Origin of the sequence: Ciceribacter lividus (genome assembly GCF_003337715.1) — a bacterium.
Classification (GTDB): domain Bacteria; phylum Pseudomonadota; class Alphaproteobacteria; order Rhizobiales; family Rhizobiaceae; genus Allorhizobium; species Allorhizobium lividum.
Map to the genome: position 1 here is coordinate 66,091 of NZ_QPIX01000015.1, position 22,136 is coordinate 88,226.

32 protein-coding genes and 1 riboswitch are annotated in these 22,136 nt (G+C 65.1%); of the genes, 16 read left to right on the top strand and 16 right to left on the bottom strand.

All coding sequences use genetic code 11. From position 1 onward, the window contains the following. Window positions 1–265: 265 nt before the first annotated feature. Window positions 266–679 (bottom strand): MerR family transcriptional regulator, encoded by a 414-nt coding sequence (locus DFR48_RS20425; RefSeq protein ID WP_114365059.1) that lies wholly within the window; start codon window positions 677–679, stop codon window positions 266–268. Between the two features lie 86 nt (window positions 680–765). On the opposite strand from DFR48_RS20425, the gene DFR48_RS20430 reads away from it, so the two are divergent. Next, on the top strand, window positions 766–1,494 hold the full coding sequence (locus DFR48_RS20430; RefSeq protein ID WP_114365060.1) for a cation efflux transmembrane domain-containing protein: 729 nt from the start codon (window positions 766–768) through the stop codon (window positions 1,492–1,494). 28 nt (window positions 1,495–1,522) lie between these two features. Here the strand turns inward: DFR48_RS20430 and DFR48_RS20435 are convergent, their stop codons facing one another. Then, the gene (locus tag DFR48_RS20435; protein WP_114365061.1) at window positions 1,523–1,840 is read right to left on the bottom strand and encodes a hypothetical protein; all 318 of its coding nucleotides are present in this window, start codon (window positions 1,838–1,840) and stop codon (window positions 1,523–1,525) included. A 480-nt stretch (window positions 1,841–2,320) separates the two neighbouring features. Between DFR48_RS20435 and imm45 the strand changes: the two genes are divergently transcribed. After that, complete coding sequence (gene imm45, locus DFR48_RS20440; protein WP_210206024.1) at window positions 2,321–2,650, top strand: Imm45 family immunity protein; 330 nt, start codon at window positions 2,321–2,323, stop codon at window positions 2,648–2,650. Between the two features lie 5 nt (window positions 2,651–2,655). Beyond that, window positions 2,656–2,997, top strand: coding sequence for a hypothetical protein (locus DFR48_RS20445; protein WP_114365062.1), 342 nt, complete (start codon window positions 2,656–2,658; stop codon window positions 2,995–2,997). Window positions 2,998–3,007: 10 nt separating this feature from the next. Here DFR48_RS20445 and DFR48_RS20450 read toward each other — a convergent pair whose 3' ends face one another. Genes DFR48_RS20450 through DFR48_RS20460 form a run of 3 tightly spaced genes read right to left on the bottom strand, consistent with a single transcriptional unit; the run spans window position 3,008 to window position 4,146 of the window. Beyond that, the gene (locus tag DFR48_RS20450) at window positions 3,008–3,529 is read right to left on the bottom strand and encodes a DUF1697 domain-containing protein (RefSeq protein WP_114365063.1); all 522 of its coding nucleotides are present in this window, start codon (window positions 3,527–3,529) and stop codon (window positions 3,008–3,010) included. A gap of 10 nt (window positions 3,530–3,539) precedes the next feature. Next, window positions 3,540–3,839 carry an addiction module antidote protein gene (locus DFR48_RS20455; protein ID WP_114365064.1) on the bottom strand — a complete coding sequence of 100 codons (300 nt, stop codon included), beginning with the start codon at window positions 3,837–3,839 and terminating at the stop codon, window positions 3,540–3,542. Between the two features lies 1 nt (window position 3,840). Further along, entirely contained in the window at window positions 3,841–4,146 is a 306-nt protein-coding gene (locus tag DFR48_RS20460) for a type II toxin-antitoxin system RelE/ParE family toxin (RefSeq protein WP_245415678.1), read from the bottom strand. 209 nt (window positions 4,147–4,355) lie between these two features. Here DFR48_RS20460 and DFR48_RS20465 point away from each other — a divergent pair, with 209 nt between their 5' ends. After that, a complete protein-coding gene (locus DFR48_RS20465; protein WP_114365065.1) occupies window positions 4,356–5,678 on the top strand; it encodes a right-handed parallel beta-helix repeat-containing protein in 1,323 nt (440 codons plus the stop codon). 55 nt (window positions 5,679–5,733) lie between these two features. On the opposite strand, the gene DFR48_RS20470 is transcribed toward DFR48_RS20465, so the two are convergent. Next, entirely contained in the window at window positions 5,734–7,842 is a 2,109-nt protein-coding gene (locus tag DFR48_RS20470) for a S9 family peptidase (RefSeq protein WP_114365066.1), read from the bottom strand. A gap of 177 nt (window positions 7,843–8,019) precedes the next feature. Between DFR48_RS20470 and DFR48_RS20475 the strand changes: the two genes are divergently transcribed. The 3 genes from DFR48_RS20475 (at window position 8,020) to DFR48_RS20485 (ending at window position 9,506) form a co-directional block, all read left to right on the top strand. After that, window positions 8,020–8,298: a CopG family ribbon-helix-helix protein gene (locus DFR48_RS20475; RefSeq protein ID WP_114365067.1), complete on the top strand. Its 279-nt coding sequence runs from the start codon at window positions 8,020–8,022 to the stop codon at window positions 8,296–8,298. Continuing rightward, complete coding sequence (locus DFR48_RS20480) at window positions 8,298–8,618, top strand: type II toxin-antitoxin system RelE/ParE family toxin (RefSeq protein ID WP_114365068.1); 321 nt, start codon at window positions 8,298–8,300, stop codon at window positions 8,616–8,618. The genes DFR48_RS20475 and DFR48_RS20480 overlap by 1 nt, the downstream gene beginning before the upstream one ends. Window positions 8,619–8,708: 90 nt before the next feature. Beyond that, window positions 8,709–9,506: a polysaccharide deacetylase family protein gene (locus tag DFR48_RS20485; RefSeq protein WP_114365069.1), complete on the top strand. Its 798-nt coding sequence runs from the start codon at window positions 8,709–8,711 to the stop codon at window positions 9,504–9,506. Window positions 9,507–9,867: 361 nt separating this feature from the next. Here DFR48_RS20485 and DFR48_RS20490 read toward each other — a convergent pair whose 3' ends face one another. Both DFR48_RS20490 and DFR48_RS20495 read right to left on the bottom strand, forming a co-directional pair. Continuing rightward, the gene (locus DFR48_RS20490) at window positions 9,868–11,157 is read right to left on the bottom strand and encodes an NAD(P)/FAD-dependent oxidoreductase (protein ID WP_114365070.1); all 1,290 of its coding nucleotides are present in this window, start codon (window positions 11,155–11,157) and stop codon (window positions 9,868–9,870) included. Window positions 11,158–11,378: 221 nt separating this feature from the next. Further along, window positions 11,379–11,879, bottom strand: a complete 501-nt coding sequence (locus DFR48_RS20495) for a GNAT family N-acetyltransferase (RefSeq protein ID WP_114365071.1) — start codon at window positions 11,877–11,879, stop codon at window positions 11,379–11,381. Between the two features lie 26 nt (window positions 11,880–11,905). On the opposite strand from DFR48_RS20495, the gene DFR48_RS20500 reads away from it, so the two are divergent. Both DFR48_RS20500 and DFR48_RS20505 read left to right on the top strand, forming a co-directional pair. After that, the gene (locus DFR48_RS20500; protein WP_114365072.1) at window positions 11,906–12,475 is read left to right on the top strand and encodes a helix-turn-helix domain-containing protein; all 570 of its coding nucleotides are present in this window, start codon (window positions 11,906–11,908) and stop codon (window positions 12,473–12,475) included. Between the two features lie 126 nt (window positions 12,476–12,601). Further along, complete coding sequence (locus tag DFR48_RS20505) at window positions 12,602–13,048, top strand: ABZJ_00895 family protein (RefSeq protein ID WP_114365073.1); 447 nt, start codon at window positions 12,602–12,604, stop codon at window positions 13,046–13,048. A 9-nt stretch (window positions 13,049–13,057) separates the two neighbouring features. On the opposite strand, the gene trhA is transcribed toward DFR48_RS20505, so the two are convergent. Then, entirely contained in the window at window positions 13,058–13,711 is a 654-nt protein-coding gene (gene trhA / locus DFR48_RS20510) for a PAQR family membrane homeostasis protein TrhA (protein WP_114365104.1), read from the bottom strand. A gap of 199 nt (window positions 13,712–13,910) precedes the next feature. Here trhA and DFR48_RS20515 point away from each other — a divergent pair, with 199 nt between their 5' ends. Next, window positions 13,911–14,288: an MAPEG family protein gene (locus DFR48_RS20515; RefSeq protein WP_114365074.1), complete on the top strand. Its 378-nt coding sequence runs from the start codon at window positions 13,911–13,913 to the stop codon at window positions 14,286–14,288. Window positions 14,289–14,393: 105 nt separating this feature from the next. Here DFR48_RS20515 and DFR48_RS20520 read toward each other — a convergent pair whose 3' ends face one another. Together DFR48_RS20520 and DFR48_RS20525 are read right to left on the bottom strand one after the other, a co-directional pair. Beyond that, window positions 14,394–14,711 carry a TraR/DksA family transcriptional regulator gene (locus DFR48_RS20520; protein WP_114365075.1) on the bottom strand — a complete coding sequence of 106 codons (318 nt, stop codon included), beginning with the start codon at window positions 14,709–14,711 and terminating at the stop codon, window positions 14,394–14,396. A 29-nt stretch (window positions 14,712–14,740) separates the two neighbouring features. Beyond that, entirely contained in the window at window positions 14,741–15,151 is a 411-nt protein-coding gene (locus DFR48_RS20525) for a universal stress protein (protein ID WP_114365076.1), read from the bottom strand. A 287-nt stretch (window positions 15,152–15,438) separates the two neighbouring features. Between DFR48_RS20525 and DFR48_RS20530 the strand changes: the two genes are divergently transcribed. From DFR48_RS20530 to DFR48_RS20540, 3 genes are read left to right on the top strand one after another with little or no spacing between them, the layout of a single operon-like run. Then, window positions 15,439–16,359, top strand: a complete 921-nt coding sequence (locus DFR48_RS20530; protein ID WP_114365077.1) for a metal-dependent hydrolase — start codon at window positions 15,439–15,441, stop codon at window positions 16,357–16,359. Between the two features lie 10 nt (window positions 16,360–16,369). Continuing rightward, window positions 16,370–17,188 carry a class I SAM-dependent methyltransferase gene (locus tag DFR48_RS20535; protein WP_114365078.1) on the top strand — a complete coding sequence of 273 codons (819 nt, stop codon included), beginning with the start codon at window positions 16,370–16,372 and terminating at the stop codon, window positions 17,186–17,188. A gap of 13 nt (window positions 17,189–17,201) precedes the next feature. Continuing rightward, entirely contained in the window at window positions 17,202–17,660 is a 459-nt protein-coding gene (locus DFR48_RS20540) for a cupin domain-containing protein (RefSeq protein ID WP_114365079.1), read from the top strand. A gap of 1 nt (window position 17,661) precedes the next feature. On the opposite strand, the gene DFR48_RS20545 is transcribed toward DFR48_RS20540, so the two are convergent. After that, on the bottom strand, window positions 17,662–18,228 hold the full coding sequence (locus DFR48_RS20545) for a nucleoside 2-deoxyribosyltransferase (RefSeq protein ID WP_114365080.1): 567 nt from the start codon (window positions 18,226–18,228) through the stop codon (window positions 17,662–17,664). Window positions 18,229–18,435: 207 nt separating this feature from the next. Here DFR48_RS20545 and DFR48_RS20550 point away from each other — a divergent pair, with 207 nt between their 5' ends. After that, window positions 18,436–19,008, top strand: coding sequence for a GNAT family N-acetyltransferase (locus DFR48_RS20550; protein WP_170141952.1), 573 nt, complete (start codon window positions 18,436–18,438; stop codon window positions 19,006–19,008). A gap of 26 nt (window positions 19,009–19,034) precedes the next feature. Beyond that, a complete protein-coding gene (locus DFR48_RS20555) occupies window positions 19,035–19,601 on the top strand; it encodes a type 1 glutamine amidotransferase family protein (protein ID WP_114365082.1) in 567 nt (188 codons plus the stop codon). 9 nt (window positions 19,602–19,610) lie between these two features. On the opposite strand, the gene DFR48_RS20560 is transcribed toward DFR48_RS20555, so the two are convergent. The 4 genes from DFR48_RS20560 to DFR48_RS20575 form a co-directional block, all read right to left on the bottom strand. After that, window positions 19,611–19,895 carry a hypothetical protein gene (locus DFR48_RS20560; RefSeq protein ID WP_114365083.1) on the bottom strand — a complete coding sequence of 95 codons (285 nt, stop codon included), beginning with the start codon at window positions 19,893–19,895 and terminating at the stop codon, window positions 19,611–19,613. 7 nt (window positions 19,896–19,902) lie between these two features. Continuing rightward, a complete protein-coding gene (locus DFR48_RS20565) occupies window positions 19,903–20,649 on the bottom strand; it encodes a CbtA family protein (protein ID WP_114365084.1) in 747 nt (248 codons plus the stop codon). Between the two features lie 12 nt (window positions 20,650–20,661). Next, on the bottom strand, window positions 20,662–20,847 hold the full coding sequence (locus DFR48_RS20570) for a CbtB domain-containing protein (RefSeq protein ID WP_114365085.1): 186 nt from the start codon (window positions 20,845–20,847) through the stop codon (window positions 20,662–20,664). 127 nt (window positions 20,848–20,974) lie between these two features. Next, window positions 20,975–21,186: riboswitch (cobalamin riboswitch) on the bottom strand. 16 nt (window positions 21,187–21,202) lie between these two features. Then, a complete protein-coding gene (locus DFR48_RS20575) occupies window positions 21,203–21,427 on the bottom strand; it encodes a hypothetical protein (protein ID WP_112690081.1) in 225 nt (74 codons plus the stop codon). Window positions 21,428–21,881: 454 nt separating this feature from the next. Between DFR48_RS20575 and DFR48_RS20580 the strand changes: the two genes are divergently transcribed. Next, window positions 21,882–22,118, top strand: coding sequence for a DUF1127 domain-containing protein (locus tag DFR48_RS20580; protein WP_114365086.1), 237 nt, complete (start codon window positions 21,882–21,884; stop codon window positions 22,116–22,118). Window positions 22,119–22,136: the final 18 nt, after the last annotated feature.

The window sequence follows — 22,136 nt, forward strand, 5'->3', positions numbered from 1 at the left end:
ACCCCGCGCGTCGCTCTCCTCGCGCTCGAAGATCCGCCGTGCACGGGATGCCGGCCACGGGTCGATCTCCCCCTCGGTGGGGGAGAGGAAGAAGCGACCGTGCAGCTTCCGTCATGCCGGACCTGATCCGGCATCCAGCCGGCGAGCGTCGGCGAGCCGATAGGACTCACCTCCATGCAGACAAAGAGGTCTCCCCGCGCGATGGACATCGCGCGGCTGGATGCCGGGTCGAGCCCGGCATGACGGAGGACGGGACAAAACCCCCTCAGTGCTCGCCCTCGCAGAGGCCGTGGTCGGAAAGGGCGCGGATGACGTGGCAATCCCCGACGCTGTGGCCATCGCAGCAGGCGGCGATGCGGGAGAGTTCCTGCTCGAGCTTGCGCAGCCGCGCGATCTTCTCGCGCACCTCGGCGAGCTGTTCGCGGGCGATCTCGTCGGCGCGCTCGCAGGGCCGTTCCGGATGGCCGCTCAGCGCCAGAAGCTCGCGGATCGCCTCGATCGGAAAGCCGAGGTCGCGCGCGTGGCGGATGAAGGCAAGCCGCTCGAGATCGCTCGTCTCGTAGCGCCGCTGGTTGCCGCCGGTCCTGTCGGCGGCGGAAATCAGCCCCATCTGCTCGTAGTAGCGGATCGTCGGGACCTTCACCCCGGTCCGCTTCGCCATGTCGCCGATCGACAGCATTTTTTCGCCTGCCCCTCTTGAACCTCTAGTCGCTAGAGAGACTAGGTAGGGTCAAGCCTTGCAGGATCAAGAGGGAAGGAAGAGCGATGAGTGCGAGCTGCGGCCACAGCCACGGAACCTTCGAGGGCGTCTCCGCCGAATACAAGCGCCGGCTCTGGGCGGTGATTGCCATCAATGCCGGCATGTTCGTCGTGGAGATGGCCGCCGGCCAGATGGCACGCTCGCAGGCGCTGCAGGCCGACGCGCTCGATTTCTTCGCCGATGCCGTCACCTACGGCATCTCGCTCGCCGTCATCGGCGCGCCGCTCGGCGTGCGCAGCCTTGCGGCCGCCGGCAAGGGCGCGAGCCTCTTCCTGATGGGGCTCTTCGTCTTCGCCACCACGCTCTGGCGGGTTTTCTACGACGGCATGCCCGAAGCGCCGGTGATGGGGCTGATCGGCTTCCTGGCGCTCGCCGCCAACGTCACCAGCGTGCTGCTCCTGATGCGCTACAAGGACGGCGACGCCAATGTGCGCTCCGTCTGGCTCTGCTCGCGCAACGATGCGATCGGCAACGTCATCGTAATGATCGCCGCCCTCGGCGTCTGGGGCACCGCGACCGCCTGGCCGGACCTCGCCGTCGCCGCCGTGATGGCAGGCCTCTTCCTCAATTCGTCGGTACAGATCCTCAGCCAATCCTGGCAGGAATGGCGCCGCGGCGGGGCGGCGGCGCTGGCCGAGGTGGCCGATCAGGGCTGCGGCGCCTGCGGCACGGGCCACGATCACGCCGCGTCAGGGCATGAAGGCCACGGCCATCGCCACGATCACGTGCATTGACGGAGAAAAGAGAGAGTTTGGCCGCCGCTCAGTCTTCCATGTCCTCGACGGGACCGAATTCGCGGTAAAGCGCCTCGACCTGTTCGAGCTGCGAGCGTTCGGCCTCGCTGCCGTCGACGGGTGACGCGGCAAGGGTCGTCGCGGTGCCGGAGCGGCGGCCGCCGTCCAGGCTCCAGAGTGCGGTGGCGAGCGAGGCGGAGACGAAAGTGCTGCTGAAAGCGGGCCCGCCGGCGCGGCGCGGACTTGCGGCAGCCGTCGTCTCGGCAGCAAGCTCCTCCGTCTCGGCAACGGTGCGCACATACCGGTTCTGATAAGAATAGCCGCCGAGGCCACTTTCGATCCGCATTTCACGCTCACTTCTTCAGTCGTTAACCTTTTGTTAACTTTTGAAGCTTGCGCGAAACTTGCGTCGGACCGCACGGCGCCATTGCCAGCCGGGGGCAAATCAGCTAGCGGCGCCGCCCGTGAAGCGGCCTATGGTGCGCGTGGCGAGGCGCCGTCGAAGATGTCGCAAAGGACGAGCTGGCCCCGCCCCTTCGAATCACCCCCTGCGGCAGAAGGCACGATGAGACTCGGCGATCGGCCCGTCGCCGTCGTTGATCGACATCAAACGGCGCCAGAAGCGGAATGAGCGTCGACATGCCCGGCCCTCCCCTCGGCTGTCTCTTGATGCTGGATGATGCAAGACGGGCGGTCAGGCTGGGAGGGGAAGCGTTCACGTGTTCCCGCTACTGGAGATTGACGAAATTGACCGACACCGCCTTACTGCTGTAGGGCGAATTATGCGAAGCGAACTCCTGCAGCCGGCTCAAGGAAACAATAGGTGATGAAGATGGAACGGCTTGTCGACTGCAAGGCACCCGCACTACCACGGGGGACCGTTTTCCGATTGAAAGGCCGTCATCCCTACGAAGAGTCGGTCGACTTCATGCTGGTACTGGACGAGGCGTGGGCCAATCCACTCGTCCTCGTCGTCGCGACCGGCTATAGCGCCGGCCATGTCGTCGTTTCCTTGCCTCCGGAGTGCATGCTCGAGGGAACGGTCATGCTTTCAACCGCGTGGCTGTTGGAGAACTGGAGCAAGTGGGTCTACCCGGACTGCGCTGTCGAGGACGTCCACTACCTTCAGAACTACCCCGTACCGCGCGCGGAGTAACCGTCATGACGAGGCCCGCGAGAGTGACGATCGCCTCTTCGGAGTTCATCGGAGTCCGCGCCACGGAGGAAAAGGATGTACGCGCTCTCGTCGACCTCGGCTTCGGGGCCGACCATGGCTACACGGGGCTGTACGTCTATCAGCCGCGGGACGAGACGCCCGTCTACGCGATGTACGAGCGGCTCCGCGATCTTGGAATTCCGTTTTCCACCCATAGAACGGGAGGAGCGGACTACGCGATCGAAACGTTCCGCGAAAAAGGTCGTGTTCACGGTAAATTCAGGCGGATCAACTTTTTTGGGAACGACCTCGACGAGGCGGCACCGTTCGCGACCGAAGAGTTCTGACGAGCGGCGCTCACCCCTCCTCGATCCCACCAGCGAGTTCAGCCAGCCGGGCGACGGTGTTGATGTTGCGGGAGGTGCCGGCCTTCAGCGCCGGGAGCCTGATCTTCGAGCGGCCGGAGCCGATCGGGTAGTGCACGTAGATTTCCCGGCCGCGCACCACCGCCTCCTCGCCGTCGGGGGCGAGGAAACCGTGCAGGGCGTCGTCGCCGGGCGCCTCACCGAAGAAGCTGACGAGCACGCGCTCCGGCGCCATTGCCCCGAAGGGATTGCCGTCGAGGACGGCCCTGAGCTCCGCCGGTGTACGGACGAAGACGCCGGGGGCCTTGCCGAGACGAATGCCGAGCGCCGCGTCGAGCCGCGCGGCGATCACCGCCGGATCGCCGCCGTCGCGGAAGATCAGGTTGCCGGACTGGATATAGGTGGAGACCTCGGCGAAGCCGAGGCCTTCGGCGAGCGCCTTCAACTCCGCCATCGGCAGTTTCCCGGTGCCGCCGACATTGACGGCGCGGATCAGGGCGACATAGGCGGGCATGGGCGCCACCCTATTCCGCCGGCCCGGAGGCCGGCGTCACGGTGAGTTTCAGGCCGAGCGCCCTGGCGACGCCGAGAATGGTGGAGAATTTGGGATCGCCGCGCTCGCTCAGCGCCTTGTAGAGGGCCTCACGGGTCACCCCCGCCTCCCGGGCGACACGCGTCATGCCCTTGGCCTTGGCGATGATCCCGAGGGCATTGGCGATATAGGCCGCATTACCGCTTTCGAACGCATCCGTCAGCAGCGCCGCCTGGGCTTCCGCATCGGCAAAGAATTCCGACGCATCGAAGGGGATGGTTTCCGTCGCCATGTCACACGTCCTTTGCCAGGTCCATTGCGCGGCGGACGTCACTGTCCTGGCTCGCCTTGTCGCCGCCGCACAACAGGATGATGAGCGCCTCGCCGCGTTTCACGAAATAGAGCCGATAGCCGGGGCCGTAATCGATCCGCACCTCGCCGATGCCGCCGAAATACTTCACGCCGCCCATCAGGCCGGACTGAAGCCGCACCAGACGGATCGCGATGCGTGTCTGGGCCTGCCGGTCCTTCAGCTTGCGAAGCCAGCCGGCGAAATCGGGATGCTGCCGGATCTCGATCGTATGTGAACTGTAGTTCACAAAGTGACTGACATCAATCTTTCTGTGAACTACAGATTACAGGATGAATCCCCTCACATCTTGCCCGCAACCTTCACCGCAAAGGCAATCTCTTCGAGCCCGCAGCAACGCGCGCCCTTCCGCGCGCTGCCCGATTGTCGCGGCATTCTTGATCTGGCGCAACGGTTCGGCGCCTAACATATGCTTATCTGCTAAAAAACGAGGTTCCCATGCGGAGAATGCGGTTCGAAGTGCTAGGCTTTCTCGCCCTGCTGATCTGGCCGGCAGGTTTTGCATGCGCGGCGGAGACGACCGTCACCGTCGGACGCGCCGATGCGGACTTCACATCGATCCAGGCGGCGGTCGACCGCGCGGCCGGCGGAACGACGGTCGTCGTGCGGGCCGGGGTGTACCGGGAGCATGTGCGGGTCGACAAGCCGCTGACGCTTCGGGGTGAAGGCGCGGTCGTGGTCGATGCGGGAAAGAACGGCTCGGCGATCATCCTCGCCGGCTCGGGAATCGAGCTCAGCGGCTTCGAGGTGCGCAACGCGGGGTCGTCAGGAACGGACGCCGGACTTCTCGTTCTCGGCGACGGCAATACGCTCAGCCATATCCGTGCGACGGAAAACCATCGGGGCATCGTCGTGTCCGGCGGCCGTGAGAACGACATTTCCGACAGCGAGGCGAGCGGAAACCGGAACGACGGCGTTGCGCTTCTCGGCGCATCGGCAACGGGCGTCACGCGCAATACGCTGAGCGGCAACGGCCGTGCCGGCATCTGGCTCGAGGCGATCCACGCCGACCAGAGCATGCTAGAGGCCGCCGAAAACCGCATCTTCGACAACAGCGTGCGGGCCAACAAGAAGTTCGGCATTGCGCTCAACTCGGGCGCCGTTCGCAACGAAATCGACGGCAACCGGGTCGAAGCGAACGGCCGCCAGACATCCGATGCCGGCATCCTCATCAACTGCGGGCCGAACGGCAATCTCGTTCGGGAGAACGTCGTTTCCGGCAACCAGAAACACGGCATCCTGATCATCTCGGGCAGTTTCGCGAACCGTGTTCTCGACAATGCCGTGACCGGCAGCGCGACGGGGATCGGCATCTACGACGCCAACACCAACGAGATTGCGGGCAATTCTGTGCGCGGAAGCGCCGACTACGGTATCCGCCTCGACGACATGGCGCCGCTCATGGGCAAGGCGGCCAATGTTCCGGGCATGGCCGGCGCCTTCCCGGTTTCGGCACAGAACATCCTTCACCACAATGATCTGGTGGACAACCGGATCAACGCCTTCGACCTCTCCGGCAAGCCGTGGACGCCACCGGGCGCCGAGGCGATGCCGCCGGCGCTGCTCGAGAGCATGGGAAACATGCTCGCCCCCAATCGCTGGGACGACGGCAAGGAGGGGAACCACTACGACGATTTCGATGAGGAGCGGGAAGGTTTCATCGACCGGAACGAAGACGGCATCGGCGACGCGGCCCATGCAATTCCAGGAGGCGCCGCCGTCGACAACTTCCCGCTGAAGACGGTGCCGACGTCGGACTAGAAACGTCGGGCGGCGGCCTCGGCTTCTGCAGGCTCCGCGCCCGGGGCGCACGCCCTCACATCTTCCCCGCCACCTTCACCGCAAACGCATATTCGAAGGCGATTTCCTCGAGGCGCTGGAAGCGGCCGGACTTGCCGCCGTGGCCGGCGGCCATGTTGGTCTTGAGGAGATAGGGGCCGGCCTCGGGCGCCCTCTCGCGCAGCTTCGCCACCCATTTGGTCGGCTCCCAGTAGGTCACGCGCGGGTCGGTGAGGCCGGAGAGCGCGAGGATCGGCGGATAGGACTTCGCGCCGACATTGTCGTAGGGGCTGTAGGCGGCGATCCAGCGATATTCCTCTTCCGATTCGATCGGGTTGCCCCATTCCGGCCATTCCGGGGGCGTGAGCGGCAGGGTGTCGTCGAGCATGGTGTTCAAGACGTCGACGAAGGGCACGGCGGCGATGATGCCGGCGAATTTCTCCGGCGCCATGTTGGCGACCGCCCCCATCAGCATGCCGCCGGCCGATCCGCCTTCGGCGATGATCTTGTCGTAAGCGGTGAAGCCCTCCTTCACCAGATGGTCGGCGGCAGTGATGAAGTCCTTGAAGGTGTTGACCTTCTTCTCCATCTTGCCGTCCTCGTACCAGGTAAAGCCCTTGTCCTTGCCGCCGCGGATATGGGCGATGGCATAGACGAAGCCGCGGTCGGCGAGCGACAGGCAGTTGGTGTTGAAGCCGGCGGGAATGGTGATGCCGTAGGCGCCGTAGCCGTAGAGCAGGCAGGGCGCGGAGCCGTCGAGCTTGGTGTCCTTGCGGTAGAGCAGCGTCACCGGCACCTTCTCGCCGTCATGGGCAGGCGCGAAGACCCGCCGGGTCACGTAGTCGTCCGGGTTGTGGCCGGAGGGCACTTCCTGGGTCTTCAAGAGCGTGCGCTCGCGCGTCGCCATGTTGTAGTCGAAGAGCTGGGAGGGCGTCGTCATCGAGGAATAGGAAAAGCGGATGACGTCGGTGTCGTATTCGGCCGCCCCCGAGAGCCCGAGCGAATAGGCCTCCTCGGCGAAGGCGATCGCGTGCTCCTCGCCGGTCCTGCGGTCGCGGATCATGATTTCCGGCAGGCCGTCGCGGCGCTGCAGCCAGACGAGGTGGCGCGCGAAGGCCATGTGGGAGAGGATCAGCAGGCCGGGCGTATGCGGCACTACTTCCTTCCAGTTCTCCTTGAAGGGAGCGCCAACCGGCGCCTCCATGATCTTGAAATCCTTGGCGCCGCCGTCGTTGGTCAGGATGTAGAAGACGTCGCCGCCCTCGGCGAGCGAATATTCGACCCCCTCCTCGCGCGCGGCGACCAGCAGCGGCTCGGCCGTCAGCTCCTTCGTCGAGAGAATGCGGTACTCGCTCGTCTCGTGGTCGTGGATGTCGATATAGATGAAATCGTCGAGCAGCGAGCCGCCGACGCCCATGAAGAAGCCGTGGTCCGTCTCCTCGTAGACCAGCCGGTCGGAAGACTGCGGCTCACCGACGATGTGGTGGAAGACCTTGGAGGAGCGGTGGTTGTCGTCCTGCAGGGTGTAGAAGAAGCTCTTGCCGTCCGGCGCCCAGGCGCCGCCGCCGCCGGTGTTCTCGATCACGTCGGGAAGATCCTCGCCGGTTGCAAGGTCGCGCACCCTGAGCGTGAAGTATTCCGAGCCCTTGTCGTCATAGCCCCAGAGACCGAAGGCGTGGTCGCTCGTGTGGTCGAGGCCGGCGAGGCGGAAATAGTCCTTGCCCCTGGCTTCCTTGTCGCCGTCGAGCAGCAGTTTCCGGCTCGCCTCGTCCTTGTGGTCGCCGTCGCGCGGGATGCGGAAATAGCGCGGCTGCTCGCCGCCGGTGACGAAGGCGGTGCCGTAGGCGAAGGGGCCGTCCTTCATCGGTACCGACGAATCGTCCTCCTTGATGCGGCCCTTCATCTCGGCGAAGAGCTTTTCCTGCAGCGCCTTGGTGTCGGCCATGGCGGCGTCCATATAGGCGTTCTCGGCCTCGAGATGCCGGCGCAGGTCCTTGTCGAGCAGCGAAGGGTCCTTGAACATCGCCTGCCAGTTTTCGGCGCGCATCCAGGCATAGTCGTCGGTGCGGGTGATGCCGTGGCGGGTATCGGAGACGGGCTTCTTCTCGGCGGCGGGCGGCGTGGGCAGGTTCGGGAATACGGACAAGGGCGAAGCCTCTCTTGAGGTGGGGAAATTGCTTCTGGGACAGATAGAGACCGGGCGCCGGCCTATCAAGGCGGAATCAGCGGGAGAAGGTATGGGTGACGGACACTGTCACGCGACTTTGATTTTCGGACCCGCCGGGTTATGTTGTCATACGTCGTATCACAGAGGCGACCACCTATGACGCAGACCGAAAAGACGCAGGTTTCGCTCCAGTTGCCCCGGCAACTGGTCGCCGACTTTGATCGCATCGCCGCGGCACTCGATCGTGACCGCGCCTGGGTCTTTCAAACGGCACTTGCCCACTATCTCGCCGGTGAAGGCGCCGAGATCCTGCAGGATGCCGAGGGCATCGCGGAGTTCGATCGCGGTGAAAGCGTCGACCTCGATGAGGTGATTGCGAAGGCCCGCCGCCTCGTCGAAGAAGCCGAGGATCGCCGTCGTCGCCGGGCCGGCTGATGCCGCCGGTTCGCCTTTCGAAGAGCGCCGAACGCTGGTTCCTGAAAAAGATCGCCGAACTTGCCGCTGTCAATCCCGCCGCAGCCAGGAGGCTGATCGACCGCCTGGAGAGGCAGAAGAGCCTGTTGTCTTCCTTTCCGGAGATGACCGAGAAGGGCGTGCTCGAAGGGACGCGCAAGGTGAGCATGCCGCCTCTCGTCCTGACGACGCGATACCGCGACGGGGTGATCGAGGTGGTGGCGATCCGGGACGGCCGGCAGAAGGATGCTTACGCACCCGACGAACTCCTTTCCGAGAACGAGGAGGATACACCGGGATAGCCGGTGCACCAGCACACCTACCCCCCTTTGCCACAATTCCGGCGCCTTGGCGGCGGAAGGAATCGCAGTCCCTCCGTTTGCCGGTCTCCCATGCGCCTCTTCTTCCTTTTCGCGACGCTCGCGGCCTCTCTCGTCGTCCCGGCAACCGCCGGGGCGCGTGACGGCCTTGTCGAACCGAAGCTTGTGATCGCCCGCGGCGGGCCGGCGGCACCGCGCATCGCGCTGACGCTCGATGCCTGTTCGGGGGCGGCCGACGAGCGCATCTTGGGCGAGCTCTTCCGCGAGGAAATTCCGGCGACGATCTTCGTCACCACCCGCTGGGTGCGGCGCAATCCCGAGGTCGTGAAGCGGCTGCAGAGCCGGCCGGACCTCTTCGAGATCGAGGATCACGGCGAAAACCACGTGCCGGCCGTCGACCGGCCGCTCGCGGTCTACGGCATTCCGGCGGCGGGTTCGCCGGCGGCGGTCGCCGCCGAAGTCGAGGGCGGGGCACGCGCGATCGTCGCCGCCGGCTCGCCGGTGCCGCGCTGGTTCCGTGGTGCGACCGCCCGCTACAGCACGACCGCCATCGCCGAGATCGAGAAAATGGGCTACCGCATCGCCGGCTATTCGGTGAACGGCGACCAGGGCGCAGGCCTCATCGCCGGCATGGCCGAGAAGCGGATCGCGGCGGCGAAGGACGGCGACGTCATCATCGCGCATGTCAACCAGCCGAGCCGTTCGGCCGGCGAAGGGGTCGCCCGCGGCATTCATGCGCTGAAGGAAAAGGGCGTCACCTTCGTCCGCCTCGACGCGGGCCTTGCCGCACCGACCGCCGGAGCGGCCGGACGAGCGATATCCGGTCCTCTTCTCCCCGCCGGGGAGAAGCTGGCGCGCAGCGCCGGTTGAGGGGGGTGAAATCGGGAAAAGTGGCTTCCCCCTCATCGCCTCGCATTCGCTCGGCACTTCTCCCCGCCGGGGAGAAGAGGGTGTTCCAGATCGACGCCGCAGGTTCCTGACGCGTCGCCAGCACGGAGAGAGCATCGGCTTGTGCGTGGATCCTCGGGTCAGGCCCGAGGATGACGGTGCTCCGGGTGGGGTGACTGCCCAAAGACATGTTTCGCCCGATGGAAACGACGGACGGGACACCCTGTCCCAAACCGAAGGGTGGTCATCCTCGGGCTTGACCCGAGGATCCACGATCCACGCAGCCGGCATGACGGAAATTTGCGGTTAGCACCACGGAACGCGGCCTTCCGGCCGCGCCCGCTCACTCGCTGTCGAACTTCACGGCCTTGAGCTTGTCGATGCCGAGGACCTGCAAAGCGAGCTTCTCGTAGAAGGGCTCGGAGCGGCCGCTCCTGATCTTGTGCAGGAAGTACTTCTCGAAGCCGATCTTGGCGGCGTGCACCCACTTGCCCTGCGACGACCAGTTGACGTTGCGCGGCGGGATCTGCGGCTGTGCCACGAAGGCGATGCCTCCGTCGCCGAAGTCGGCGAGGCAGACGGCATTCCAGGTGCCTTCGGCGTTCGGCTTCTCGCCGCGGACGAGCCGGGCGATGTTGGTCGCCGTCGCCGTCACCATGCTCTCGATCATGAAGCCGGTCTTCGGCACGCCGACCGGAACCGGGGTCTTGCCCATCGGCGGGATGGCAACGCAGACGCCGACCGAGAAGACGTTCTGGAACTTCTGGTTCTGCTGGTGCCGGTCGACGAGGATGAAGCCGCGCGGATTGGTCAGCCCCTCGATATCGCGTACCGCTTCCACGCCGCGGAAGGCGGGCAGCATCATCGTATAGGCCGACGGCACCTCGTGGGTGGTCTTCACCGAACCGTCCTCGTTGAGCTCGTCGGCGATGACCTTGCCGTCCTCGAACTTCTGCACCTTGGCGTTGGTGATCCACTTGATGTGCTTGGCGCGCAGCGCGCTTTCGAGCAGACCCTTGGTGTCGCCGACCCCGTCGAGGCCGAGATGGCCGATATAGGGCTCGGAGGTGACGAAGGTCATCGGCACCTTGTCGCGGACCTTGGCGTCGCGCAGCGCCTTTTCCAGGATGAAGGCGAATTCGTAGGCCGGGCCGAAGCAGGAAGCGCCCTGCACGGCGCCGATCACCACCGGTCCCGGATTGGCGACCAGTCTGTCGAAGGCATCCTTGGCGGCGAGTGCGTGATCGATGTGGCAGACCGACTGGGTATGAGCCTCGGGGCCGAAGCCCTCGATCTCGTCGAATGCGAGTTCCGGACCGGTCGCGATCACCAGATAATCATAGTCGACGGAGGTGCCGTCGGTGAGTTCGATGCGGTTTTCGGCGGCGTGCAGGCGCTTCGCCCCTTGCGGGTAGAGCGCGATGTCGCGGCGCTTGCAGGCGGGCGCCAGATCGACCTCGACCGTCTCGCGCTCGCGCCAGCCGACGGCCACCCACGGGTTCGACGGTACGAAAGAATAGACCGAACCCTTGTTGATGACGCTGACGCGATCGTCGCGTGACAGCACGTCCCTCAACTCGTAGGCCATGATGGTGCCACCGAGGCCGGCACCGAGAACAACAACATGAGCCATAAAGAACCTCCCGCTTCGTCAGGCATATATCTATTTGTCACCATATATACGAAGCTTCGTAGATTTGATTTGATTTCCATCAATTGTCAATAAAAAAACGGGAAAGGGTCAGCCGGGCAGCTTCGGACGCACGTTCTGTTCGGGGAGGAGCTCGTCGAGGATCGCCATGCCGATGAGCGACAAAGGCAGGACAGGCGCCGTTTCGGGCGGCGGAGCCGCCTTCAGAGCTTCAGCTCCATCATCGCCAGATCGAGCCAGCGGCCAAACTTGGTGCCGACCTCCTCGTGGATGCCGACAAGGCGGAAACCGAGGCTCTCGTGCAGCCGGATGGAGGCGGTGTTGCCGGCCTCGATCGCGGCGATCATCACATGCACCCTGCCCTCGCGCGCCCGCTCGATCAGCGCCTTCATCAGCGCCTTGCCGATGCCGCCGCCGCGCGCATCCTTGTGGACGTAGACCGAATGCTCGACCGTGTGGCGGTAGCCGTCGAAGGCCCGCCAGTCGCCGTAGGAGGCATAGCCCGCGACCTTGCCGTCCACCTCGGCGACGAGCACCGGGAACCCCCTTGCGCGGCGCAGCTCCAGCCAGGCGCGGCGGTTCTCGACATCGATCAGCTGATCGTTCCAGATCGCCGTCGTGTGCTCGACGGCGTCGTTGTAGATGTCGCGGATCGCGGCAAGATCGGCCTCGGTCGCGTTGCGGATCAGGATCGGTTGCTTCATGGCGAGTTGTCCACTATAGTAAATTTATGTCAAACATATCAGACGATCTGGATCGCTGTCTAGGGGAGAGAATTCGTGTCGAGCGGCTTTCGCGCGGCTGGTCGCTCTCCGATCTCGCCGAGCGTGCCGGTGTTTCCCGGGCGATGATCCACAAGGTGGAGCGCGGCGAGAGCAGTCCGACGGCCGCACTCCTCGGCAGGCTCGCCGGCGCCCTGTCGCTCAGCGTCTCGACGCTGGTCGCCCGGGCGGAAGCCGGTGGAAGGCGCCTCCTTCGCAGCGACGAACAGCCGGTCTGGACCGATCCCGCAACCGGCTATCGCCGCCGCCATGTCTCGCCGGTCGTCGACATGCCGCTCGAGATCGTCGAGGTCGAGCTGCCGCCGGGCGCCGAGGTACCCTATGGCGCCGCCGCCTTCACCTTCCTGCGTCAGCTTGTCTGGGTGCTCGAAGGCGCGCTCACCTTCGTGGAGGGCGAGACGGTGCACAGGCTTCGCCAGGGCGACTGCCTGGCGCTCGGGCCACCGGCCGACTGCTGTTTCAGGAACGAAACCGACCGGCCTTGCCGCTATGCGGTGGTGTTGACCAAGGGGAGGTAAAAGCAGTGACCGGCCGGAAGCAGGCCAACCGATCACTCAACTGGATTTCGGCCCTTGAACGCGACTGGGAATCGCCTTTAGGTTGTTTTTGTTTTCATCATAGGCTTTTCGATAGGAGTTATCTCTTTGCCCAGTTTCATCGTGCCGCTCGCTATCCGTTATTTCTTTGTATCTCTCGCAATAACAATCGCCGGGATGGTCGCGGTTGCGCTACTTCTCGCTTATAACGTCGTCGATGACATCGGCTCCAGTCTCAGTTTTGCCGTCACATACGCCAGCGGCGTTTGGGCTGGCACCTACTTCCGCAAGCAGGAGGATCGTATGGCCGAATGGGGCGAGTGCTGGCGAATTTCGGCCGTACTATTGGTGCCTCAATTCCTGCTAGAAATCCTACACGGTGCTTTTTCATATGCCCTCACAGGCAGTCTCTTCGGTCAATTGGCGTCGGATCCCGGTATCCTTATCGGCACCATCGTCTTTGGCTTGACCTTTGGCGCTTTGATCGCCTGGGTGGTTACCGCCACTGCTTTTCGCATAGGTTCCAAGGCGGCTCGCAAGCCGAAAAAGGCCTGACGTTCCTTCTCAGAGGCTCAAGGCGGTGACGACCGCCGAGTAGTGAACGGCGGCGGCAGTGACCACGAAGCCGTGCCAGATGGCGTTCTGGAAGCGCAGCCGTTCCCAGACGTGGAAGATCACGCCGGCCGAATAGATGCAGCCGCCGACAACGATCAGGAGCACGGTGATGCTCGGCAAGGTCTGCGAAATCGGGCCGAGCGCCAGCGCGCCGCTCCAGCCCATGGCGAGATAGAGGAGGATCGCCAGCCGGTCGTAGCGGCCGGGATAGCGGCATTTGAGCGTGATGCCGACGGCGGCGGTCGCCCAGATGCCGATCAGCAGCGCGAAGATCGCCCAGTCATGCGCGCCCTTGACCAGGAAGGGCGTGTAGGTGGCGGCGATCAGCACGAAGATCGCCGAGTGGTCGAAACGCCGGAGAATCCACTTGGTGCGCGAATGCGGCCACATGTTGTAGGTAAACGAGACGGCAAGCGCGATGACCAGGCCGAGGCCGTAGATCCAGGCGGCCGCCATCTCGGCATAGCTCGTCCAGACGGTCGCATAGAAGATCAGGGCCGTCGCCCCGACGAGCGCGAACACCACGCCGACACCATGGACGATGCCGTCGGCCACCAGCTCGTGGAAATCGTACGGTCTCCCGAAATGGAACGGTTCGGTCATCGGATCAGCTTGTCCCCTGAGGTCTTCGTCCGGCGTTCTTCTCCCGTCCGGATAGACGCCATCATGGGCGAATTTGCGACGCCCGGCAAGCGGCCGGCGGCGCTTGCACGGCCTGCCGCTTCGGCCTACAAATCCGCAGGCGTCGCGATCACCTGCGTGGGCGATCAGATCGGCGCGCTGCCATCCGAGGAAGGAAGCCATGCGGTTCACGGTTCTTGCCACCTTCTCCGCGCTCGTCGCCTATGCCTGGTTCATGATCAAGGTCGGCCGTGCCCGCAGGCAGTTCGGCATCGAAGCGCCGCGGATCACCGGCGACGAGGCCTTCGAGCGCATCTTCCGCGTCCAGCAGAACACGGTGGAACAGCTCGTGCTGTTCCTGCCGGCGCTCTGGCTCTTCGGCGTCTACGTCTCCGATCCGGTCGCCGGCATTCTCGGCCTCTGCTGGACGGGCGCACGGGTGCTCTATGCCACCGAATACTACGCCGACGCGAAACGTCGCGGGCCGGGCGCGGCGCTCACCATCCTCCTTGCGCTGGTGCTGCTCATCGGCGGCACGGCCGGCGCGCTGCTGCACTGAGCCGTCCTTCCCCGACACGAAGAAGCCGGCGGCGGTCCGGAGACATGATCATCGTCTCCGAACCCCGCCGGCAGGCCCGTCCGGGAGGGGTATTCCGCGCCGGCCTCAGCCGGGCACGCAGTCCTGGCAGAACGGCGTGTGCGGCACGGCATCCAGCCGTTCCTCGGAGATCGGCTGGCCGCAGGTCACGCAGATGCCGAAGGTGCCCTGTTCGATGCGCTTCAGCGCCGCGTCGATCGCCTTCAGCTCGGTCTCGCCGACCTGGCCGAATTCCTCGAGCACTTCGTCATTCTCGGCCTGGGTGGCCTGGTCCTCGAAATCCGGGCTCTTCTGCTCGCTGAGATCGGCATCGATCTTGTTGAGCCGCGCGAGGATTTCGAGATGGCGCTGGCGCAGGATGTTTTCGTATTTCTTGGTGTCCATATGAGGTCGCTCCTTGCCTTTGCTCCGTCTCAGCGGTCGACGAGCACCGAGCACTTGGAGTGGCGGACCACCCGGTCCGCCGTCGCGCCGATCAGGTAGTTGGAGAAGTCCGGCACATGCGAGCCGATGATGACGAGATCGGCCTTGTGCTCGCTCGCCGCGGCGAGGATTTCGCGGGCGGCGGCACCGCTGCGGATCTCGACGCGGGCGGCTATCCCGGTCTTCTCCTTGAGCTCGACGAGCTTGGCCTTGCCGTCCTTGATGGCGTTTTCGATGACGTCCACGGGAAGATCGATCGCAAGATAGCCGGGCATGTCCTCGACTACCGTCAGGAGCACGATTTCACCGCCGGTGTCGAGCAGGGAGGCCGCCTTGCGCAGGATCTTCTCGCCCTTGTCGAGCGCGGCGCAGTCTACCGGTACGATGATCTTCTTGTACATCAGCTCTCTCCTTGTCGCGGCAGGACGACTCCTGCCTTTCCAGCCCTTTTGACGCTACAATCGTGCGGCCGGCCTCGCCCTGCATTGATCAAGATCAAGTCTTGAAACGACCCGACGTCAGTGCCCGCCGACACGATGGCCCACCCTGTTCCTGAACAGCAGGGCGGTCACATGCCTCCGGCAAAGGTGCGCGGTTGCCACTGCACCCGCGTTTAGTATAGTCCCTCGCAGAACGATGTCCCGGCGCACGACGCGGCCCGGGTTCCAGCAGAACGGGAAACTTTACGATGGCCGAACCACAGGCAAATGGGCATGGCGCCCACTGGAAAGGCGTCGCGCCCGCCAACGACGACGAGGATATCATCCCGCGCGACATCCGCTTCGGCATCCTCGAAAACCCGACCCGCCACTGGCTGGACGGCGATTTCCACAAGACGGCGCTCATCAACGGGCTTTCGATCTTCCTGCCGGAAGGCGAGCGCTATTTCATCCGGGCGCTGAAATACTACGCGCCGAGGCTGGCCGATCGCCAGCTCGCCGCCGAGATCAACGGCTATGCGGTGCAGGAGGCTTTCCACACCCGCGAGCATGAGGAATACAACCAGGCCCTCGGCAAGCTCGGCTACGATGTCGAGGCGATGGAAGAGCCGGTGCGCGAGACGCTGCGCAGCGACAAGATCCCCATCTTCCGGCTGGCCGTCACCTGCGCCATCGAGCACCTGACGGCGACGCTCTCGACCGTCACGCTACGCAATCCGCAGTTCCTCGAGAACGCCGCGCCGGCCTATCGCCGCCTGTGGATGTGGCACGCGCTGGAGGAACTGGAGCACAAGGCCGTCGCGCTCCACGTCTTCAAGGCCGCGACGCCGAAATATTCCGGCTTCAAGCGCTACATGCTGCGCACCATGGCGTTCAACGCGGTGGCCTGGACGTTTCTGGTGATCACGCTGCGCAATCTGACGCTCTTCGCCAAGGCCGATGGCATCAAGACCGGACCGCGCTTCTGGGCGCGCCTTTTCTGGGTGTTGTTCTTCGCGCCGGGTTACTGGCGCAAGTGCGCGCCACTGGTGCTGAAATACTACCTGCCGGGCTTCAGCCCGCTGAACAAGGACGACCACGACCTGATCCGCAAGGGGCGGGACTGGCTCTACCGCGAGTTCACCGCACTCGAGGCCGCGTCCGCGCCGGCTGTCCCCGCCGCGGAGTGAAAGTGCACCGATGAGCAGCCGTCTCTTTTCCAGCGTCCTCGACATCGCCACGCCCGGCCGTTTCCCGCGCACCCAGAAATGGATCTGGCGCCGCGTCTACAATCTGCTCTCGCTGTTCTGGAAGGACGGCGACTGGCGCTTCATGAACTACGGCTACGTCGGTGACGGCGCGGCCTTCCCGCTGCGGCCCGAAGACGAGAAGGAGCGTGCCTTCATCGGGCTCTACCAGCAGGCGGTGGAAGGCCTGCCGGTCGAGGGCGCAAGCGTGCTCGAGGTCGGTTCCGGCAGAGGTGGCGGCGCGCGCTACGTCGCCCGCTATTTCGCCCCCGCCGCCGTCACCGGGCTCGACTATTCGCCCGAGACCGTCCGCCGCGCCCGAAGCCTCAACGCCGACACGCCGAACCTCACCTTCGAGCAGGGCGATGCCGAGAAGATGCCCTTCGCCGACGCCTCGTTCGACATCGTCGTCAACATCGAATCTTCCCATTGCTACGGCGACGTGGACGCCTTCGCCCGCGAGGTCGCCCGCGTGCTGAAGCCCGGCGGCTGGTTCACTTTCGCCGACATGCGCCCGAAGAGCCAGCTTTCCACCCTCGACGCGCAGCTCGCGGCACCCGGCCTGGAATGCGTTGCAAGCCGCAACATCTCGACGAATGTCGTCGCCGCCCTCGACGCGGCCGAGGCCCGCAAGCGCGAGCGCATCGGGCGGGCCTGGTTCCTGAAGCAGTTCATGGCCGAGTTTTCCGGCGCGAAGGGCTCGATGCTCTACAAGGGCCTGAAGGGCGGCAGCGTGGTCTACGTGGCGCGGCGGTATCGCAAGACGCCGTAAGACGGGAGAACCCATGCCCATCATCCGACAGGAAGACGCGCCGCTCGATGACGCAACCGGCAGCGGCATCAATGCCGAGCTCGGCCCCTACCGGGCGCGCCTGCTCTCGGATGCCGGCGGGCTCACCCAGTTCGGCGCCTTCCTCGAAACGCTGCCGCCGGGATCGTTCTCCTCCCACAAGCACTGGCACGAAAACGAGGACGAGTTCATCTATGTTCTCTCGGGGCGGGTGACGCTGAACGAGGGCGACAGCCTGACCGAGATGCAGCCGGGGGACGCCGCGACCTTCAAGGCGGGGGTGGCGGTCGGCCACCGGCTGGAGAACCGGTCGGAAGAGCCCGCGACCTATCTCGTCGTCGGCACCCGCTCGCCGGACGAGGTGGTGCACTACACGGACAAGGACCTGCACCTCACCAAGGTGAACTTCGAGAAGCGCCTGACGACGAAGGCCGGAGAACCCGTCGAGCGGTGATCTAGGGCCGCTCGGCGATGAACTTCAGGCACTGCTCGAAGGCCGTGAGGTCGGAATAGAGCGCGTCGGGCGCGGCGGCATGGACGGCGACGAGCCCGCTGCGGCGCACGACACCGCCATGCAGCATCAGGTTGTCGATCATCTCGACATCCTCGATGGAGATGCCGTCCGGTCCGCGCCAGCGGCCGTTTTCGTCCTTCGACACGGAACCCTCGTAATGGCGCATGGCGCGGTCGAAATGGCTGTCGGCGACGTTCGTGTAGGCACAGGCGATCTTGCCCTGGGCGCACATGTAACCGAGCTCGAAGGCGGTGCCGACATCGGCCGCGATGCCGCGGAAGGGCGTCAGGTTGGCGATGATGCCGTCGGCCGAATTCATCATGTGCTCGTCGACCGAGCTGATGCGCAGGCCGAATTCGCGCGGCGTCGGCGCAGGCTCGATGAAGATGTCGCCGGGCTTGACCGGCTCGAAGCCGTAGGCGCGCGTCAGCTGGGCCTTGGCATCGAGGACCGAACGGGCGTCCTTGAGGAAGACTTCCGGTCCGGCGAGATAGAGCTTGAGGGGCATGGGCAACGCCGTGTTCGTGGAGGAGAGAAAACCCTTCTAGCAAGCGGCCTCGCAGACCGCCATAGCGGAGCCAGCCCGGGAGAGACAAAGTCGACATTGACAATCGATTGAAATCGGCGCATCTGTCCTTTCATGATCGACGCACGCGCACTCATCACCTGCACGTATTTTTGGGCCTACCGGTAGAGGGCGGCCCGACAGATCATCATGTCAACAGGCCGCCGTCAGGCGGCCTTGTTGTTTTCGAAGACAGCTTCCCCTGACGGCACCGAGCGAAAGAGGGAAGCGACAATGACCGAAGACACCGACATCACCCTGCCCCGGCCGCCGGTCGTGGTCATCCGCCACGCGAGAGCGTCCGACCTGCCGGAACTCAACGAGATGATCGCCGCACTCGCCGCCCATCACGGCGACGCCTCGGCGATGACGCCCGACAAGCTCGAACGCGACCTCTTCGGCCCAGTGCCGTGGATCACCGCGCTCGTCGCCGACGGCGGCGAGAGCCTGATCGGCTACGCCATCCTCGTGCCGCTCTACAAGGCCCAGGAAGGCAAACGCGGCATGGACCTCCACCATCTCTACGTCCGCGACGGCCAGCGCGGAAACGGCATCGGCCATCATCTCGTCAAGCGCGCCCGTGAGGTTGCCCGCAGCGCCGGTTGCGACTACCTTTCGGTGAGTGCCGCCACCGGCAATTTCGCCGCCCATCGCTTCTACGAACATCTCGACTTCGTGCCGCGTCCTGTGACCGGCATGCGCTACCTGCAGGCCCTCGCCTGAACGAAAACAAGAGACGGAGACGGTTCATGACCCGCATCGCCATTGCCCTTGCCGAAGACTTCGCCGACTGGGAATGCGCCCTGCTGATGGCGACGGCCCGCGCCTATCTGGGCGTCGAAGTCCTCACCGCCTCGCCCGACGGCAGACCGGTCACCTCGATGGGTGGGTTGAATGTGACGCCCGACCTCTCCTTCGCCGATCTCGATCCGGCGCGCTTCGACGCGCTCGTGCTGCCGGGCGGCCTATCTTGGGAAAAGGGAACGGCACCGGACTTTTCGCCCCTCCTCCGCGCCTTCCATGAGGCCGGCAAGGTCGTCGGCGGCATCTGCGCGGCAGCGAGCGCCGTCGCCGCCTCCGGTATCCTCGACGGCGTCGCCCATACCGGCAATTCGCTCGCCTCCCACCAGAAATATCCTGGCTATCATGGCGCTGCGCGCTATGTGGACCGGCCGCAGGCGGTCTCGGACGGCAAGGTGGTGACGGCGCCCGGCAATTCGCCGAGCACCTTCACCACCGAGATCCTGAAGGCGCTCGGTCTCTGGAGCCCCGAGGCCGAGGCGGAAATCGGGATCTTTTCGGCCGAGCACCGCTGAGCGCAGGCGTCAGGATGCGCGCAGCATCCGCAGCGCCCGGCGAATCTCGCGGCTGTTCAGGTTGAAGGCGTTGCCGGGAACGGGGCCGTGCCCGGCCTTCTCGTCCGCCGCTGCCTCGAAAGCGGCGCGATGGCCTACAAACCATCGCATGCAGTCCTGCGCGGTCGGCGCGGCGTTCCGCGTCAGGGCGCGAAAGGCAAGCCGGTGGACGAAGCAGCGGCTGCCGGAGGCCGGATGCGAAAAGACCAGCGCATCGAGATCGATGCGCCAGTCGTAATTGAAAGCCCCGGCCATCGCGGCCTCAGGCTTCCATGCGCTGGCGGAAATAGCCGGAAAGGCCACCGAGCAGCGCCCAGAAGACGAGACTTGTCAGGGTCGCGATGACCACGAAGCGGCGCGACAGCGCCTCCGGGGCGAGTGCCGCCTCGCCTTCCGGCGCGACCGGAGCGCCGACGACGTGCGGCAGGGCGATCAGCACCAGTGCAGCGGCCGCCGCCCAGGGCGTGCGCTTGAAATAGAGGAGCGCGATGCCGGCCGCGGTCGCGACCGCCGTTGCGATCCACCAGACCTGCCGCTCGGCGAGCGGCGCGGCCGGTGTGCCCGGCAGTTCCGGATGCAGCCCGAGCGTCGGCGCGAGCATGACGGCTGCAAAGCCGCAGAGCCCCCAGGCAAGCCCGGTCCGCCAGCCTGCCGGCTGGCGCGTCGCCTGCATCAGCCCGTTCAGCACCAGCGCGAAGCCGGTCGCGGTGAGCACGTTGGCGACGAGCGTCGCGAAATGCCGCTCGAAACCGTCGGCCGGCGCCCAGGCATCCGCCGCATGTTCGTGCTCGTGTGAGGCCTGAGGCGCCGCGGTTTCCATGCCGGCCGCCGTGCCATGGTCATGGCCGTCATGGCCGCCAAGGTCGGAGGCCGCCGGTGCGGCGGTCTCGTAGACCTCGGCGGCGAAGATCAGCGGCTCGGTGCCGACATACTGCACGAGACTGATGACCACGCCGACAATCAGGCCGACCAGCGCCGAAACGAAGACCAGCGATCGGAAGAGATGCATTCCGGCCGCCCGTCAGTGACAGGGGAAGGCGTTGGCGTGGCGGGTGTCGTGGGCGGCGTTGTGGACCACGTCCAGCTGCGAGAAGCCGACGAAACCGACGACGAACAGGCCGAAAAGGACGCTCATCATCGAGGGAAACAGCGTGCCGGCCTTGTGGCCCGCGGTGGAAAGGGTGGAAGCGGCAGTATTTGCAGTCATAGTCGTCCCTCCGAGGAGCAATGAAAACTCGTCGCCCTTGGACGAGGGCTGAAGGACAGGACCGATCTGACGGCAATTCCCCAGGGAGGAAACGCATCGACGGCTGCCCGGAACAACCCCGTCCGGCAGGCGGTTCAGTGCGATGGCAGGTCTCCTGGCTCGCGGGTCATCACGTCCGGACGGCCTTCCCGGATATCTCCAGTGGCCTTGGCGCCGGACGTTCTCCGCTCACAGTTGCGGGGGCAGCCACGAATCGGATCCCTCTGGGGTCTCCCCTATCGTATTCCCTATTATTCCCCGAGGCGCGGCCTCGAAGGAACCATCATGACGAATATCAACTGTCCGATCGCAGCCGTCAATGGCGCACCGGCGGCTTTTCCGACCAGTTCTGCAGGGTGGTCTTGATGAAGACGAGGGCGGCGCGCTGGGCCTGGTCGCGCTCGCCGGGGTCGACGATCGCCTTGAGCCGCGCCTGGAGAGCGCCGACCGTCTCCATCACCCAGCGATGCAGCATGGGGTCAGGATAGCGGTCGAGCAGCCGGCGCAGCGCCTGCTCCATCCGTCGTCTCTCGACGCTCATTTTCCGCCTCCCCAAAAGATCCGCGTCTGGTAATTCTACGGCCGGCGGCTTGCGCGGCGCTGGAGCGCGCCGCCTGGGCAGTGTTGCACGACTGCCACAATTCTCGCCGGAAAACTGCAATTCGCGATTGCAGACTTGAAGATCACCGAATCTCGTGTAGCTTACGATCATCCGCAACTCACAGCACAGGAGGCGTGACATGATACTCACCACCACATCCGCACGCCTCTTCGGCGGAACGGCTTTCGCAGCGTTTGGCATCTATGTGCCGGTGCGACGCCGAACCTCAATCTCCGGCTTTTAAAGCCCGGATTTCCGCCGCTCAGGCATTCCAGAACCGACCTTAACGTGACCGACTGATACGGCTGTGCCTTGCGCGCATCCGCGTCCGCACCGGTCCATCCTTCGCAACTTCGAAAGGACCTGGCCGCATGGCGCGCCGGGACGGAAGACCATGCACAAAGAACACGCTATAGTTGTCGATGCCCTGCCCGTCGCCGCCGACGAACTCTGCCGGAAATTCGGTTTCTGGAAGAGCACGCTGGCGCTGATCGCGGCAGCCCGCCGGCGCCGGAGGATCGACGGGCAGCTCTCGCATTTCTCCAACCGCCTGCGCCGCGACGTCGGCCTGCCGGAAGTCTACGATCCGAGAGGCGAGGCGACGTTCACGCTCTGGGACATCCGGCTGTGACCGTGGCACCGCGCGGTG

Excerpts from the sequence above, each read along its gene's own strand:
- DFR48_RS20425 (WP_114365059.1), bottom strand. The coding sequence starts at position 679 with ATGCTGTCGATCGGCGACATGGCGAAGCGGACCGGGGTGAAGGTCCCG.
- DFR48_RS20430 (WP_114365060.1), top strand. The coding sequence starts at position 766 with ATGAGTGCGAGCTGCGGCCACAGCCACGGAACCTTCGAGGGCGTCTCC.
- DFR48_RS20435 (WP_114365061.1), bottom strand. The coding sequence starts at position 1,840 with ATGCGGATCGAAAGTGGCCTCGGCGGCTATTCTTATCAGAACCGGTAT.
- imm45 (WP_210206024.1), top strand. The coding sequence starts at position 2,321 with ATGAAGATGGAACGGCTTGTCGACTGCAAGGCACCCGCACTACCACGG.
- DFR48_RS20445 (WP_114365062.1), top strand. The coding sequence starts at position 2,656 with ATGACGAGGCCCGCGAGAGTGACGATCGCCTCTTCGGAGTTCATCGGA.
- DFR48_RS20450 (WP_114365063.1), bottom strand. The coding sequence starts at position 3,529 with ATGCCCGCCTATGTCGCCCTGATCCGCGCCGTCAATGTCGGCGGCACC.
- DFR48_RS20455 (WP_114365064.1), bottom strand. The coding sequence starts at position 3,839 with ATGGCGACGGAAACCATCCCCTTCGATGCGTCGGAATTCTTTGCCGAT.
- DFR48_RS20465 (WP_114365065.1), top strand. The coding sequence starts at position 4,356 with ATGCGGAGAATGCGGTTCGAAGTGCTAGGCTTTCTCGCCCTGCTGATC.
- DFR48_RS20475 (WP_114365067.1), top strand. The coding sequence starts at position 8,020 with ATGACGCAGACCGAAAAGACGCAGGTTTCGCTCCAGTTGCCCCGGCAA.
- DFR48_RS20480 (WP_114365068.1), top strand. The coding sequence starts at position 8,298 with ATGCCGCCGGTTCGCCTTTCGAAGAGCGCCGAACGCTGGTTCCTGAAA.
- DFR48_RS20485 (WP_114365069.1), top strand. The coding sequence starts at position 8,709 with ATGCGCCTCTTCTTCCTTTTCGCGACGCTCGCGGCCTCTCTCGTCGTC.
- DFR48_RS20490 (WP_114365070.1), bottom strand. The coding sequence starts at position 11,157 with ATGGCTCATGTTGTTGTTCTCGGTGCCGGCCTCGGTGGCACCATCATG.
- DFR48_RS20495 (WP_114365071.1), bottom strand. The coding sequence starts at position 11,879 with ATGAAGCAACCGATCCTGATCCGCAACGCGACCGAGGCCGATCTTGCC.
- DFR48_RS20500 (WP_114365072.1), top strand. The coding sequence starts at position 11,906 with ATGTCAAACATATCAGACGATCTGGATCGCTGTCTAGGGGAGAGAATT.
- trhA (WP_114365104.1), bottom strand. The coding sequence starts at position 13,711 with ATGACCGAACCGTTCCATTTCGGGAGACCGTACGATTTCCACGAGCTG.
- DFR48_RS20515 (WP_114365074.1), top strand. The coding sequence starts at position 13,911 with ATGCGGTTCACGGTTCTTGCCACCTTCTCCGCGCTCGTCGCCTATGCC.
- DFR48_RS20520 (WP_114365075.1), bottom strand. The coding sequence starts at position 14,711 with ATGGACACCAAGAAATACGAAAACATCCTGCGCCAGCGCCATCTCGAA.
- DFR48_RS20525 (WP_114365076.1), bottom strand. The coding sequence starts at position 15,151 with ATGTACAAGAAGATCATCGTACCGGTAGACTGCGCCGCGCTCGACAAG.
- DFR48_RS20530 (WP_114365077.1), top strand. The coding sequence starts at position 15,439 with ATGGCCGAACCACAGGCAAATGGGCATGGCGCCCACTGGAAAGGCGTC.
- DFR48_RS20535 (WP_114365078.1), top strand. The coding sequence starts at position 16,370 with ATGAGCAGCCGTCTCTTTTCCAGCGTCCTCGACATCGCCACGCCCGGC.
- DFR48_RS20540 (WP_114365079.1), top strand. The coding sequence starts at position 17,202 with ATGCCCATCATCCGACAGGAAGACGCGCCGCTCGATGACGCAACCGGC.
- DFR48_RS20545 (WP_114365080.1), bottom strand. The coding sequence starts at position 18,228 with ATGCCCCTCAAGCTCTATCTCGCCGGACCGGAAGTCTTCCTCAAGGAC.
- DFR48_RS20550 (WP_170141952.1), top strand. The coding sequence starts at position 18,436 with ATGTCAACAGGCCGCCGTCAGGCGGCCTTGTTGTTTTCGAAGACAGCT.
- DFR48_RS20555 (WP_114365082.1), top strand. The coding sequence starts at position 19,035 with ATGACCCGCATCGCCATTGCCCTTGCCGAAGACTTCGCCGACTGGGAA.
- DFR48_RS20560 (WP_114365083.1), bottom strand. The coding sequence starts at position 19,895 with ATGGCCGGGGCTTTCAATTACGACTGGCGCATCGATCTCGATGCGCTG.
- DFR48_RS20565 (WP_114365084.1), bottom strand. The coding sequence starts at position 20,649 with ATGCATCTCTTCCGATCGCTGGTCTTCGTTTCGGCGCTGGTCGGCCTG.
- DFR48_RS20570 (WP_114365085.1), bottom strand. The coding sequence starts at position 20,847 with ATGACTGCAAATACTGCCGCTTCCACCCTTTCCACCGCGGGCCACAAG.
- DFR48_RS20575 (WP_112690081.1), bottom strand. The coding sequence starts at position 21,427 with ATGAGCGTCGAGAGACGACGGATGGAGCAGGCGCTGCGCCGGCTGCTC.
- DFR48_RS20580 (WP_114365086.1), top strand. The coding sequence starts at position 21,882 with ATGCACAAAGAACACGCTATAGTTGTCGATGCCCTGCCCGTCGCCGCC.